15 protein-coding genes are annotated in these 14421 nt (G+C 36.6%); 14 read left to right on the top strand and 1 reads right to left on the bottom strand.

From position 1 onward, the window contains the following. The 13 genes from NZ900_07890 to NZ900_07830 form a co-directional block, all read left to right on the top strand. A partial coding sequence (locus NZ900_07890) for a gamma-glutamyl-gamma-aminobutyrate hydrolase family protein (GenBank protein MCS7234005.1) occupies positions 1–238 on the top strand: 238 nt, incomplete at its 5' end. Next, a complete protein-coding gene (locus tag NZ900_07885) occupies positions 235–1278 on the top strand; it encodes a hypothetical protein (GenBank protein ID MCS7234004.1) in 1044 nt (347 codons plus the stop codon). The genes NZ900_07890 and NZ900_07885, both read left to right, overlap by 4 nt. Next, positions 1211–2455, top strand: a complete 1245-nt coding sequence (locus tag NZ900_07880; GenBank protein ID MCS7234003.1) for a hypothetical protein — start codon at positions 1211–1213, stop codon at positions 2453–2455. Before NZ900_07885 ends, NZ900_07880 begins: the two co-directional genes overlap by 68 nt. Positions 2456–2529: 74 nt before the next feature. Continuing rightward, positions 2530–2988: a hypothetical protein gene (locus tag NZ900_07875; protein MCS7234002.1), complete on the top strand. Its 459-nt coding sequence runs from the start codon at positions 2530–2532 to the stop codon at positions 2986–2988. After that, on the top strand, positions 2978–4669 hold the full coding sequence (locus tag NZ900_07870; protein ID MCS7234001.1) for a hypothetical protein: 1692 nt from the start codon (positions 2978–2980) through the stop codon (positions 4667–4669). Before NZ900_07875 ends, NZ900_07870 begins: the two co-directional genes overlap by 11 nt. A gap of 17 nt (positions 4670–4686) precedes the next feature. Further along, complete coding sequence (locus tag NZ900_07865) at positions 4687–5715, top strand: hypothetical protein (GenBank protein MCS7234000.1); 1029 nt, start codon at positions 4687–4689, stop codon at positions 5713–5715. A 19-nt stretch (positions 5716–5734) separates the two neighbouring features. Beyond that, positions 5735–5944 (top strand): 50S ribosomal protein L31, encoded by a 210-nt coding sequence (gene rpmE, locus NZ900_07860; protein MCS7233999.1) that lies wholly within the window; start codon positions 5735–5737, stop codon positions 5942–5944. After that, positions 5934–6599 carry an FAD-dependent thymidylate synthase gene (gene thyX, locus NZ900_07855; protein ID MCS7233998.1) on the top strand — a complete coding sequence of 222 codons (666 nt, stop codon included), beginning with the start codon at positions 5934–5936 and terminating at the stop codon, positions 6597–6599. The genes rpmE and thyX overlap by 11 nt, the downstream gene beginning before the upstream one ends. Next, a complete protein-coding gene (locus NZ900_07850) occupies positions 6562–7470 on the top strand; it encodes a DUF1385 domain-containing protein (GenBank protein ID MCS7233997.1) in 909 nt (302 codons plus the stop codon). The genes thyX and NZ900_07850 overlap by 38 nt, the downstream gene beginning before the upstream one ends. Beyond that, entirely contained in the window at positions 7445–8512 is a 1068-nt protein-coding gene (prfA, locus tag NZ900_07845; protein MCS7233996.1) for a peptide chain release factor 1, read from the top strand. The genes NZ900_07850 and prfA overlap by 26 nt, the downstream gene beginning before the upstream one ends. Further along, entirely contained in the window at positions 8509–9333 is an 825-nt protein-coding gene (gene prmC / locus NZ900_07840) for a peptide chain release factor N(5)-glutamine methyltransferase (GenBank protein ID MCS7233995.1), read from the top strand. The genes prfA and prmC overlap by 4 nt, the downstream gene beginning before the upstream one ends. A 23-nt stretch (positions 9334–9356) precedes the next feature. Beyond that, positions 9357–10793, top strand: coding sequence for a phosphoglucomutase/phosphomannomutase family protein (locus NZ900_07835; protein MCS7233994.1), 1437 nt, complete (start codon positions 9357–9359; stop codon positions 10791–10793). After that, positions 10786–12180 carry a hypothetical protein gene (locus NZ900_07830; protein ID MCS7233993.1) on the top strand — a complete coding sequence of 465 codons (1395 nt, stop codon included), beginning with the start codon at positions 10786–10788 and terminating at the stop codon, positions 12178–12180. The genes NZ900_07835 and NZ900_07830 overlap by 8 nt, the downstream gene beginning before the upstream one ends. Here NZ900_07830 and NZ900_07825 read toward each other — a convergent pair. After that, on the bottom strand, positions 12094–12882 hold the full coding sequence (locus tag NZ900_07825; protein MCS7233992.1) for a hypothetical protein: 789 nt from the start codon (positions 12880–12882) through the stop codon (positions 12094–12096). The two genes, NZ900_07830 and NZ900_07825, sit on opposite strands and share 87 nt — an antisense overlap. A gap of 369 nt (positions 12883–13251) precedes the next feature. Here NZ900_07825 and NZ900_07820 point away from each other — a divergent pair, with 369 nt between their 5' ends. Continuing rightward, the gene (locus NZ900_07820; GenBank protein ID MCS7233991.1) at positions 13252–14370 is read left to right on the top strand and encodes an ABC transporter substrate-binding protein; all 1119 of its coding nucleotides are present in this window, start codon (positions 13252–13254) and stop codon (positions 14368–14370) included. Positions 14371–14421: the final 51 nt, after the last annotated feature.

Below are 14421 nucleotides of genomic sequence, written 5' to 3'. Positions count from 1 at the left end.
ACATAGGCATAGATACGAATTTAACAACCATTATAGGGAAATATTATCTTCCAAAGGACTTAAGATAGCAGGAGTATCTCCTAACGGCGAGCTTGTGGAAATAATAGAGCTTGAGGATCATCCGTGGTTTGTAGGGGTTCAATTTCATCCTGAGTTTAAATCACGACCATATAAACCTAGTCCCTTGTTTAGGGATTTTCTAAAGGCTTGTATAAAGCAGAGGGAGGGGATATTATGAAAAGGATAAAACTTTTGGAAGTTTTTGTTTTTTTGGGATTTTTTTTGTTTTCCTCTGCAGGACTTGCTCAAGAGATCTTTACAGGAGATCTTGTTAAAGTGGAGGCTCTTATTTATGGCGAGTCTCAAGGCGGAGCGGTTTTAGAAAGATTGAATAGAGTAGAAAACATGCTTTTCGGTAGGACTTTACCGGGTACAGTGGTAGAAAGACAGAAAAGACTTATAGAGTTTGTGTTTGAAGGAGTGGAAGGGGAATATCCTTTAGCTTTTAAAATAGCCTCTCTAGAATGGTTTGTGTTGCGAGAAGTTATATCCGGTCCTCTTGCTAGTAGAATAGATAAGCTTGAGGAAATGGTTTTAGGGCAAAAACGAGGAGACAAACCTATGGCTTGGAGGGTTGAAAATTTAATAAAAATTTGTATTTCTACAGGTGAAATAAAGATGGAAGAGGTAAATCTTCCTAAAGGTCAATTGATTAAAGTTTCTCTATTGACTCCTATGGATTCAAGACAAAATAAAGCGGGGGATGTAGTTAAGGTAAAAGTTTTGGAGGATTTAATATATAACGGTATTCTTGTTGTGCCTAAAGGAGCTACAGGTGTGGGTGAGATAATTAAAGTTGAGAGGGCTGGAGCTTTTGGCAAAGCTGGTAAGATAGATGTAAAGTTTAAATATGTAGAAAGCCTCGTTGGGAAAGAGATTCCAGTCTATGTTGGGGAACGCGCTGCTGAGGAAACAAAGAAGGAGGTCGAAGGCAGGGCTTGGGCTGCTATTACAAGTTTTGTTGGTTTGGGGGTTTTTGGTCCTATTGGTTTAGTTGCGGGAGCTTTTGTTCATGGAGAAGAGGCGAAGATTGCGGCTGGGACTAAGTTTTACCTTGAGGTAAGTGAGGATATAAGAATCAAAGGTTTATTAACGGATAAAGTTCAGAAGGAAGAAAATAAAAGGGTTGAGGAGGTAGAACCTGAGGTTGATGAAGAACCAGACAATAAGGAAAAATCAAAGACTAAGGAGAAACCAGAATCTAAAAAGATTAAATAGCTTTTTTATATTGACATTGTTTTTGTTTATATTTGTGGCATATAATTCTAATGTTTATGCTGAAAGTGGATTGGTAAGTGATATTATCAGTTTGAAGAAAAGTTTCGTAGATTTAATGAATAGATGGGTTTCCTTTAGATGGGGATTAAATTGTGTGATTTATGTTCTTTATTATGATCCTTCTATATTAGAGCCTTGGGTGGAGTTAAATGCTAAGTTGAACGGTTGGAATGAAATAGAAAAGGAAGAATTTAGAAAAGGCATTGAAAGCGCTCTTAAAGTCGGTAAAAATACTGCCTTTTTACTTACTATTGAGAATCTCGGAAAAGAACCGGTAACCATTTCCCCACTTTCTGAGAGGGTATTTTTAGAGGATTCAAATGGTAGAAAATATAGAGTTTCAAGTTATGAGGCTCACCTTGATTTTCCGATAACTGGTAAAGTCCAGGGCCTGATTTTCTTCCCTCTAATTCCTAAAGATGTTAATAAAATAATTCTTAGGATATCGGGATTACCCGATGGGGAAGTACTTCTCGCCTGGAATTTGGAATCCCAATTACATAAGGCAGTTGAGGGCAAGAAAGAGCTTTCTTGGGAACAGGTTTTAGCGTCTAAAGAGAGTGATCCTAAGAGTAAGGTTGAAACTCAAAAAGTAGAAGTTAAGGTGGTTAAACCTGAAGGGCAGGTGAAATCTAATATTAAACCTGCTCCCTCTGAACCTCCTAAGGTTAAGACTCCTCCATCGCCTCCTAAGCAGGGAGAGGGTAAAAAATCTGAGGAAAAACCTAAGCTTGATACTTCTTCAGAGGTTAAGACGGATTTAGGAGGAGCCCAGTTGGAGGAAATTAAGGTTGAGAAGGTTGAAGAAACGGATCCGTTAGAGATTCTTAAAATGTATTTAGAGGCTTGGAAACTTAAAGATTATGAGAAAATGTACTCCTTGCTTTCTTCTGAGAGTCGTAACAAGTTTTCTCTTTCTCAGTTTAAGGATTTGGTTGAAGAAAAAATGCCTAATTGGCTCAGAAGTGGGGATTATAAAGTTTTACAATCTAAAAAGAAAGAAAGGGAAGCTAGCATTAGTTTAGTTTCTACCTTAAAGCTTGGTTTTATAAGGATATTAGAAACCTACACTTTTAATCTTCTTTTGGATAGGGAAGGGTGGAGGATTAAATTTTAAAAAGTAGAAATTTATTTTTAATCCTGATAATTTTAATAGCTATCATAAGTTATTTTTTCATGCTTTTAAGAGATGTGGGTAATAAAAGACTTTCCAAGTATGCTGAGGATAAAGAAAGGCTTTTTATGGAAGAAGTGAGTTTTTCTGAAATTATTGACGAGAATAGGGTTTTAACGATATCTGCAAAGAAGATGACCAAGATTAATAGTGTTATTAAAGGGGAAAATATTCTTCTACAATTGAAAAAGGAAAACGATGAGACTATTATATATGTGCATGGAGGGGAAGGAAATTGTGATTTTAATGAGGCTAAAGTAGTGTTTAGCAATGGTGTTTTGGGGAGGTTTGGCAAGCTTGAATGGGTGTCTAATAACCTCTTATGGAACATAAGAACTAACGAAGTTAGAGCAGATGGCAAAATTAAATTTAGAGTTAAAGGTTGGAGTGGAAGCTCTAATGAAATGGTTATATATCTTAATAAAGGACTTGTAATGTTTTTAGAAGGGGTGGAGATAAGCTCTAATGGAGATTAAGAAGTTAATACTTATGTTACTTGTTGTAGTTTTTATATTGAATGAAGTTTCTCCTTCTTACGCGGAAGAGGTTTTAGCGGAAATAGGTGCTGTTAATTTGCTTTATATCCCTGAGGAAGCTAAAGTAGTAGGGGAAGGAAGCGTTTTCATAAAGCATAGGGATTTTAAGATATGGGCTGATAAAGCTGTTTATTTGATTGAGAAGGGTGAAATTTTTGCTGAAAGCGCTTTAGGGAAGGAGATTAAGGTGGCTCATGATAGTTATGTTCTTTATGGGAAGGAGCTTTACTATAATGTCTTCGAGAAAAGGGGTTTTTTGGTAAGAGCCAAGATAGAAGAAAAGGGAATAAATTTTAAAGGGGAGAAAGTCGATTTCTATATTACCGATAAGGTTCCTCCCAGGAAGATCTTCTTTTTTAAAAGTGCTCCAAAAAGTTTAGAAAAGATGGGGGTTGAGGTTTCTATAAGTAAGTGTAGTTTTACCACGTGTAAACTTTATAAACCATCCTATTATGTTTCTGGAAGCAAGGTGATTTTGTATCCTGATGGAACTGTTAGACTGGTTAAACCTGTTTTACATTTTGGGGGAGCTGAAGTTTTACCTTTGCCCTTCGATTATTCCTTTAACGTTAGAGAAGAAAAATTTTTTCTTTTCGTTCCTGTTGTGGGATTTACCTCGGCTCTTGGATGGTACGGAGGTATAGCCTTTGAGGGCTCTTCTGATAGTTTTCCTTTTAACATAACCTTGATTTATTCTGAGAGACACGGTTTTGTAGGTAGAGCTACGGGGGATATGAGGCTGTCAGAGGAGGCTCGAGTTTCGCTTGATATAGAGAGATCCGAAGAGTGGGGGAACGGGAAACCAAAATGGAGAACAGAACTAAGATTTGTTGAAAAGGAAGAAAACTTTGAGCTATCTTTAGCTTACATCAAGGACAAAAAGTATTGGGTTCTTAGGGATGATGAGGATATTAGGGTGACATATTCCGCTATTCCTGAGATCTATGCTAAATATTGTTTGGGATCTTTGCTTCTTTTTGCTAGATGGGGGGATTATGAAGAAAAAGGTATTAGTCAGAATAAGCTTACCTTGGGTAGCTCTTTAAACTTGGAAAAAGAGATAAGGGAAAACCTTTTATTTGATTTTGAAATTGTTTATCTTAAAGATTATTATCAAAACAAACTTGAGAGAGAAATTTCTTACTATCAATGGGTTTTAAAATGGAGGTTGAAAGAACTTTCTGTGTTAACGGGATATATGGAGAGAAAGGTTTTTGGAAAAACACCCTTTTATTTTGATAGCTATGATCCAATGAGAAAATATTTTGTAGGAGTAAAGTACTTTTCAGAAAACCTATCTCTAACGAGTTATTTTTATTATGATGATCTTAAAGACAACTTAAGAGATTTGATAGTAGAGATATCTAAAAGCATAGGAAGTAGAATGTTCTTTTCCGTTAAACCATGGTATTATCTTGATGATGGTAAATGGCGAGAAATTGATTACAGAGTGGTTTATTATCTTTGTCCCTGTGGATGCACAAGTATGGAACTTGGATTTCACGATGATCTTAGAAAAGAAAATGATGATGTTCTCTGGGTTAGGTTTTATGTCTTTCCTACTTCTTTCTCCTTTGTTTCTGGAACTTTGCCTGAGAGGGATAGCTTGATTCCTCGTTGAAAGGAGTATATAATAAATTGAAGTTTTTGGCTTTAGACTCTGGTAGTAGGAAATGGGGTTATGCGCTTTTTGAAGGGAAGAAGGTTATAAAAAAGGGGATTATTGATATAGATGATTTAGAGAGAGTTTTGCTTGAGATTAAACTTGCTGAGAATCCTGCTTTTATTGTTGTTGGTAGAAGAAGGGGTGCAATAGATAAGCTTCGCTTTTTAAAGGATGTTGAAATAATAACAGTGAGCGAGACAGATACCACAATGGAGGCACGAAATCTTTATTTTTCTGAGTTTCCTCCCAAAGGTTTGATTAAACTTCTTCCTAAGGGATTGAGGGTGCCAGATAGAGCGGTTGATGACTTTGCAGCTATAGTTATTGGAAGGAGGTTTTTAAATAGCCCTGATGGAATCTATAGAATATTAAGGGAATCTTTTTTAAAAGCTATTAAGGATTATGAAGAGCTTGAAAAAGAACCTGTTTTTATTAACAGTTTTCCTTTAGAATGTTGTGAAGGTTCTTTAAATGAAGGTTATGTTGTGGAAGCTAGCTTTAAAGGATATAAAGGACGGGCCTTTAGTTCTATTAGAGTTAGAAGTTTTAATGTCAGGTTAAAAGATGTTGTTTGGAAGGAATCGACTTCTTTAAAAGATAAAGTTATATTTATGGCTGCCCTAAATGCTCTTTATAGATACCAAGGAAAAGTTGATGTGACAATTCACTGTGAATACGAAGATCAAATAGTATGTGCAGAAAGGCTTATTTCGATGATAAAAAGTACGTGGGGTAAAGGAAAGATCTATACAGGGAGAATTAATAGCAAATTTTTAACTTCTTTAAGCAAGGGTTTTGATGTAAAGTTTTTAGACTCTCTTGAAGAAAATGGTGTATTAGAAGATGTGAGTGTTTTTGTTCTTTCAGGGAAAAATCTATTTGATAGAAGCCTATCTAGGATTCTAAATCTTGGTAAACCTGTAATATGTTATGGTCCAACGGTGGTGGCTTTATCTGCTATCTTGGAGGATCTTCAGGTATATTGCCCATTGGGTAAATAATATTAGGAGGTGTTGTTTTATGAAAAAGGGAATTCATCCTTCATATGGAGAGTGCACAGTAGTTTGCGCGTGTGGTAATACTTGGAAAACTCATTCTACTAAAAAATTTATAAAGGTTGAAGTGTGTTCAAATTGTCATCCCTTTTATACCGGTAAACAAAAGGTAGTGGCGGCTACTGGTAAAGTAGAGCAGTTCCTTAAGAAGTATGAATCTAGGAATGAGGGTTAAGCTTCTTAATTTTACGCCCAATCCTGATTTTACTGTTTATCTTGCGGCAAGAGTTTGTTATTCTAAAGTTAGCATAGAAGAGCTTGAAAAGGAAGCAAAGGAAGAGAAGGTAAAAGCTTTAATAAAGAAAGTTATAAAATCTGGGCATCATTCCGTTTTAGAGCATGCTTCTTTCACTTTTGGTGTTGAGGGAGTTTCTCGTGTAACTACACATCAACTTGTAAGGCATAGAATAGCGAGTTATTCTCAACAAAGTTTAAGATGGGTAAATGCAGGTGATATGGAGATAATAATTCCACCATCAGTAAGCGCTAATGAGGAAGCTTTAAAGTTATTTGAAGAAGTTATCAGGTTTGCTAAAGTTGTTTATGCTAAGCTTGTGGAACTTGGTATTCCTAAAGAAGATGCTAGGTTTCTCATACCTCAAGGGGTTTCTAGTGAAATTATTTTTACTATGAATGCAAGAGAGCTTCATCACTTTTTCAGGCTAAGATTGTGTTCTAAGTCTCAGTGGGAAATAAGAAAACTTGCTTATCTTGCTTTTCTTGAGGTTAGAAAGGTGGCCCCCATCATATTTGAGAAAGCGGGGCCACCTTGTATCACGGAGGGAAGGTGTCTTGAGGAAAAACCTTGTGGTAATCCTCCAAGCATTTAAGGATTTCTTTCTTGGAGGGCAAGCTGTTATAGAAGGAGTAGTAATAAGAAGCAAAGATAAGGTTGCTATTGCTGTTAGAAAGCGGGATGGTTTGATTAAGGTTAAGAGCTGGCAGGTGAAACCTTATAGTGAGGTAAGTTCTATATTTGGATTTCCTATAGTGCGTGGAGTAGTTTCTTTGTATGATGCTTTAGTTTGGGGGATAAAAACTCTTTGTTATTCTGCAGATGAGGTTTTAGATAATGACGAGAAGGTATCTTCATGGGAAATGGCTGGTAGCATAATTTTAGCTTTAGGTTTAGCTATAGGACTTTTTATAGTTTTACCAACCTTTTTATCTCGTATAGTTGAGTTGAGAATGGGCCTGGACAGGCTTTCCCTTAATTTACTTGAGGGCATCCTAAGAGTTATCATTTTTGTGGGGTATCTTATAGTTATAAGTTTCTCTAAGGAAATAAGAAGTGTTTTTTCTTATCATGGGGCTGAGCATAAAACTATAAATGCTTATGAAACTTTGCGGTCTGATCTTACCCCTGATGTAGTTCAAAGATTCAGTCGTTTTCATTATAGATGTGGGACTTCTTTTATACTTCTTGTTTTAGTTATAAGCATTTTTTCCTTTGCTCTTTTTGAGCAGGAAGGAATAGTAAGGAGACTTATCGTAAGATTGTCTCTTATACCCTTGGTTGCAGGAGTCTCTTATGAAGTTCTTAAATTGAGCTTCTCATCAAGAATTGTAAGATTTTTAGCTGGGCCTGGATTATGGCTTCAATATTTGACTACACGTGAGCCATCAAGAGAGCAAGTGGAGGTTGGTATAGCGGCTTTAAAGGAGGCATTGGGCAATGTGGGAGAAATTAAAGAAGCTTGAGGAGGAATATGAAAATTTATCTAAGAGGTTGGCGGATCCCCAAATAGTTCATGATCCTAAGGAGTTTCAGAGGGTAGCTAAGGCTCACGCGGAGCTTGAGGGTATTGTTGCTAGGTTTAGGGAGTATAAGAAATTAAGCAAGGAGTTGGAGGAAACTAAGCTTTTGGCAGAGGAGGATGAAGAGTTAAGGGAAGTTGCCAGAGAGGAAATAAAATTGATAGAAGAAGAGCTTGTAAAGTTAGAGGAAGAGTTAAAATCGGCCTTGCTTCCAAAGGATCCCATGGATGATAGGAATATAATAATGGAGATAAGAGCAGGAGCTGGAGGAGAAGAGGCAGCTTTATTTGCTGCTGATCTTTTTAGGATGTATGCTCGTTATGCTGAGAGAAAGGGATGGGAGGTTGAAGTTCTGGATAGGAATGAAACAGGTATAGGTGGATATAAGGAAATAGTTTTTAGAATAGTTGGAAAAGGAGCCTATAGCAGGTTGAAGTTTGAGAGCGGTGTTCATAGGGTTCAAAGAGTTCCTGTCACGGAATCAAGCGGAAGGATTCATACTTCGACATCTACTGTGGCTGTACTTCCAGAGGTGGAAGATGTAGAAGTGGAGATAAAAGAAGAAGATATCAAAATAGAGACTTTTAGAGCAAGTGGTAGGGGTGGGCAGTATGTTAATAAAACTGATACAGCAGTTAGAATAACACACATTCCAACTGGAATTGTGGTATCCTGTCAGGATGAAAGATCCCAGTATAAAAACAAACAAAGAGCGTTAAGTATTCTAAGGGCAAAACTTTATGAGATGGAAAGAGAGAAAAAGGAAACGGAAATAGCGTTTTTGAGGAAAAGTCAAGTTGGTAGTGGTGAAAGAAGTGAAAAGATAAGGACTTATAATTTTCCGCAAAATAGGGTAACAGATCACAGGATAGGTTTAACAGTTTATAATTTGGAAGAGGTTCTTGACGGAGATCTTGATGAAATAATAGATGCTCTTATAGTAGCGGATAGAACGGAAAAACTGTCAAAGCTGGTAGTAGCATGAAGATAAGAGAAGCTTTGAACTGGACTGAAGATGCTTTAAGAAGAGCAGGAATAAACTCTCCAAGAAAGGAAAGCGAATGTTTACTTACTCTCTTTTTAAGAAAAAACTTAGCTGATATAATATTACATCTCGATGAAGATCTTCCTAACGAAAAGGACTATAGTATATGGGTTGCTCGCCGTTGTTGTAGAGAACCAATACAGTATATACTTGGGGAAGTTGTTTTTCTAGATTTTAGATTTAAAATAAGAAAGGGCGTTTTTATACCCCGACCTGAAACAGAAATACTGGTGGAAGAAGTTTTAAGGTGGGTAGATGAGGGGTTAATATTGGATCTTGGAATAGGATGCGGAAATATTTTGCTGTCAATGCTTGCTATTAATAAAAGGCTTAAAGGTGTTGGAGTTGATATATCAGATATAGCTATTAATCTGGCAAAGGAAAATGCTAAATCTTTAGGTGTAGAGGATAGAGTTTTATTTTTAAACAGTGATTGGGGAGAATCTCTTAGAGGTTGGTTTAAATTCGACGCTATAGTTTCTAACCCACCGTACATACCGTATTCAGAAATATGGAACCTTGAACCAGAGGTCTTACTTTATGAACCTATAGAAGCTTTAAATGGTGGAGAAGATGGAACGCTTTTTTATAGGAGGATGTTTGAGCTTGCTAAGGATCTGTTAAAAAGAGATGGCATATTGGCTTTTGAGTTAGGTAAGGAAGAATATCTTGATATATTATTATTTAATGGGTTTTCCTATTTATCTATTAGGAATGATTACAATGGAAAGAAAAGAGTTGTTATATTGAAGAAAGATTGATTCTAAAAGGGGTGGCCTTATAGATGAGTACAGAGATAAAGTTCGGGACTGATGGATGGAGGGGTATAATAGCTTTAGACTTTACTTTTGAGAATGTCAAAAGGGTTGCTCGAGGAATAGTTGCTTATCTTCTATCTGAAGAAAGACCGAAACTTAAAATGTATTCATGGGGAGTTCCTTTAAGAGGAGCTGATAAGGGTATTGTAGTGGGATACGATAGGAGATTTTTGTCAGATGAATTTGCTATGGCTTTTTCCGAGGAAGTTGCTAAGTATGGTATTCCAGTTTTTTTGTCAAAGGAACCTGTTCCAACTCCTGCCGTATCTTATGGAGTTTTGTTAAAGAATGCCTCATTAGGAGTGATGATTACAGCAAGTCATAATCCTCCTAAGTATAATGGCATAAAACTGAAGCCAGAGTATGGTGGTCCAGCATTACCGGAAGTAACTTCTCTTATTGAGAAAATGCTTGACGCAAGGTTGACACAAGTGTCTAAACCTGCTCCTGTGTTTTTAGTTGACCTTAAGAACGAGTATATAGAGGGGTTAAAAAGAGGAGTCTCTCTTTTTAGCTTAAGTGGGCTTCCTTTTAAGGTAGTGGTAGATGTCATGTATGGTTCTGGTGAGGGGGTTCTATCGCGAGTGTTAGATTCTATAAACATTGAGGTGGAGGAAATCCATGCTGAGACAAACCCTTATTTTGGAGGATTGCATCCCGAACCTATACCTCCCAATACTGATGGTCTTTCTAGGGCTATTCTTCAGTTGAGAGGTGATGTTGGTATAGTTCTGGATGGAGATGCAGATAGGATAGGGTTGGTAGATGAGGAAGGGAATTTTGTTAACCCTCATCAGGTTTTTGCACTCCTCATGAAGCACCTTATAGAAAATAGAGGTAAGAGAGGGAAAGTAGTATGGACTTGTTCTTTAGGAAGAGAACCGGAGAAGTTGGCTGAAAAATATGGTATAGAATATAGTATAACACCAGTAGGATTTAAACATATATGTGAGCATATTCTTCAAGGCGGTGTGCTTTTAGGTGGGGAGGAAAGTGGTGGATTTGGTTTTGTAGAGCATCTTCCGGAAAGAGATGGATCTATGTCTGCATTGTTAATTTTAGAAATGATGTCTAAAAAGAAAAAGGCTATAAAAGAGCTTATTAAGGAACTTTATATTGATTTTGGACCTTACTATTATAAAAGGTTAGATCTTAAGCTTGATAAGAAGGTGTCTTTTGGGCAGTTAAAAGAATTGGGTGCTATTTTATATAGTTTGGTTAACGAATATCCTGTGAGAGTTGAAGATATAGACGGGTTAAAGTTACACTTTTCTGATGAAAGTTGGCTGTTAATAAGGCCATCAGGTACTGAGCCGCTTTTAAGGCTTTACTGTCAAGCTCCATCTTTAGAAAGGCTGGATTTTCTTCTTGAGAAGGCTAAAGAAGCTACTTTAAATGTATAGTTTTCTTTTAGGCTTTATAGGTGGTATCTTCACTATATTATCTTTTCCTCCGCTTGAATTTCATTATCTTATTTGGTTTTTCCCTGTTTTTATATACCATGTCTACTTTAAAAAGGGATCCCTACTATCTGCCCTTTTAGGATGGGGTTTAATTTTTTTTACCTTTGGTTTTTTAAATCTACCCTTTGATACGTTTATTGTTTTCTTAATAGCTTCTATTTCTCAGATCGCTATTTTTGCTTTGATTCTTGATAGAATTTTAAGAAGTAAATGTTCCCCTTCTTTTTATGTTTTTCTCCCATGTGCGTGGGTTTTTTTTGAGTTTTTACAGGATAGGGGCTTTTTAGGAATACCTTTTCACTTTTTAAAGCATCTTTCTACTCCATGGCTTTCCTTGGGTATCGTTTTATATTCTCATCCTTTGTCTTTTATTGCTTCCATTTTAGGAGTTTGGGGGCTCTCTTTTATTATATTGGTGGTTGGTGGGATATTACATCGTTTAATAGTTTTAAAAAGGATTGTTTCTTTAAGTTTCGTGTTTTCTGTTCTTATTTCTCTTAGTTTTCTCCCTCAACCAGAATATGAAAGCGGTATGAATATAAAGGTTGGTCTTGTTCAGCCTTATATTGGTAGGGAGCAGGCTTATTCTTTTACAGCTGCTTTATCTAGGAGCTTTAGGCTTTCAGGGCTTCTTTTTCATCAGAGAAGTCTAGATATAATAGTTTGGCCTCTTTCTTACATTAATCCTAGGTCATCTGGTGTTTCTCTTAATGATTATATTTCTAACTTTGCTGAAGAATACCGTTGCTACGTTATTGTTGGTTTTGGTGATGATAATATATCGGTTTTTTCCTCAGATGGAGAAGAAAAAAGATCATTAAAGGCTCTCTTTATATTGCCTAGAAAAGAAAATCTTTTAAGCTCTTATACGGCACAGAGTTTGGAAAGTAATTTAATTGAAACGGAAAACTTTAGCTTTGCTGTTGTTAGAGGCCTAGATGTGGGGCATTCTTTTCTTTTGCGAAAGCTGGCTAATAAAGGGGCTAACTTTTTTGTTAGCATAGTTGATGATCCTTTAGCTAATATTCTTAAAGCTAATGCTATTATAAGGGCTTTAGAAACAGGACTATACCTTGTATTTTCGAGTAACTCGGGACCATCTTTCCTAGCATCTCAAAAAGGAAGGGTTAAAGAAACCCTTCCCTTTACTCAATCAACTCTTTTTGGAGAAATGTCTAAAGGTTCTTCTAAAACCTTATTTGTCAAGGTAGGTTACTACTGGGTATTTCTTTTGGTGATCCTACTTTTTATAGATTATCTTCTCAAGCTCCGCTATTCTCGCTTTTATACTCTCTACTTCTTTTTCTATCTCTTGTATTTGTTTTAAGAGATCCTTCTTCTTTTCTTCGAGTAATTCTACTCTTCTATAGAGCCTTTCAAGCTCGATTTTAGCTTCTCCAACAGTGTATTCTCCTATAGGTATTTTCTCGTAAGGATTTTCCCACCTGAAAATGAAGTCAAATCCTTTTTCATCTGTCAATGGGCTTATTTCCTTTGAGATTACCAATGTTAACATCTTCGTGTTAGGAGTTATTATTTCTTTTCCTGTTTTTTCGTCTCTCCTGGGAAAGAAGACCATACCATCTCTTGAGCCGATGAGTTTAAAGTTAAACACCTTGTCATAATCTATGGGTGAATAAGTCTTGTTATCTATAACTAGTTTTATTTTTTTATCAAATGGTCCCATATGCATGGCTGGACCATTGTTTGTTATTTCTATTTTGAATGGTAAGCAATCGGCAAACTTAAGGTTTTCAAGCAGTCTGTATTTGAAATTTTCTTCTTCATCCTTAGTCCACAAGTTTTTTTCTGCCTCATAAGCAACTATTGCTCTTATAAGCTCCATAGAGTAATAAGTTACTTTTACTATAACTCTTGAGGAAGGATCCATAATAGTTTTTTCCCAACGGGAGAGTGCTTTCTCATGTTCTGAAACTGCAGGGCTCTTTTCTTTAGCCATAGAAAATGGTGTTAACATTATTACGATAACTGCTACAAGTATTGTGGCATACATTGATATCCTTCTCATTTAAATCCCTCCCTTTTAGGGTTTCGAAGACCTCAATTGCAATTATACCATGAAAATTTAAACTCATGGGTCTCTTGAAGGTGGGCTCTAAGATATCTTTTAGGAACTTCTAGTTCATCGAAGAATAAGGGCTAGATGTTTACAAATGGGGTAATGCAATGTGTTTTTAAAGTTATGTGTCACAAACCGATACTTGTGACTGTAACGAGTATTTTTATGTTTTAATAATAAATGTTTTTTTGTGTTCTTAATTAAAAAGCTTGCTATTCTAAAATAGGATTTTTTTCGAAAGAGCTTTTAGAACCCTTGACTTTGAAAAGTCAACTAGGTAGAATTTTTTAAAACACTTAACGAAGGGAGGGATTTTTTTTGAAGCGACTGTGGTTATTAGTTATTGTGGGCGTGATTTTTTCTTCTTTCTCTGTAGCTTGGGCTACCGATAAGATTCGTATCGGTGTAGTTCTACCTATGACTGGTCCTGTAGCAGCTTATGGGCAGATGGAGTGGGCTGGTATACAGGTGGCTAAGGAGCTGGTTCCTACAATATTGGGTAAGGAAGTTGAACTTGTCTTGGTAGATAGTAAAGGAGATAAGGTTGAGGGAGCTAATGCGGTTGAGAGGCTTATAAAGCTTGAAAAGGTTTGTGCCATCATTGGTGAAGCTATTAGTTCTGTTACAATGTCTGGAGGGGCTGTGGCTGAGCAATATGGTGTTCCTATGATTTCTCCAACTGCTACTAATCCTTTAGTTACGCAGGGTAAAAAGTATATTTTCCGAGTATGTTTTATAGATCCTTTCCAGGGGCAAATTGCTGCAAAGTATGCATATGAGACTTTGAAGGTTCGCAAAGTTGCTTTAGTTATCGATGTTCAGCAGGATTACTGTGTCGGTTTAGCTAACTTCTTCGAGGAGAATTTTAAAAAACTTGGTGGAGAGATAGTTGCAAAAGCTCAGTATAGAACGGGAGATCAAGATTTTACAGCTCAGGTTACAGCTGTTAAGGCCAAGGAGCCGGACATGATATATATCCCTGGGTATTATTCTGAGATAGCTCTCTTTACTAAACAGGCTCGTGAGTTAGGAGTTAAGTCTATTGTCTTCTCTGCTGATGGTTCTTATGCTCCGGAATTGATACAGATAGGGGGTAAAGCTGTTGAAGGAATATACTTTACTAACTTTTACGATCAAAGTGCTGTAGCAACTGATATAGGTAAAAAGTTTGTAGAGAGTTATCGTAAAAGGTTTGGCAGAGATACGGACTCTTTTGCAGCTTTAGCTGCTGAGGCCTATTTTGTATTAGCTCATGCCATTAATAAAGCTGGGGAAGCCGATCCCAAGAAGATAAGAGACGCCTTAGAGGGCATTAAAAACTTTACTGGCCTTATGGGAGAGTTTGGTTTTGATGAGAATCATAACGCTATAAGACCTGTTGTAATTCAAACAGTTAAGGATGGCAAATTTGCCTATGTTGGCATAGTTAAACCTTAGGTTAATTAGAAAGAGCTATTAAAACTTGTTTTTGAACCGGTGGTCTCTCTA

Source organism: Synergistota bacterium (assembly GCA_025060595.1).
GTDB lineage: Bacteria > Synergistota > GBS-1 > GBS-1 > GBS-1 > 42-11.
The sequence above is the reverse complement of the archived record's forward strand: the minus strand, read 5'-3'. Positions and strand labels throughout refer to the sequence as shown.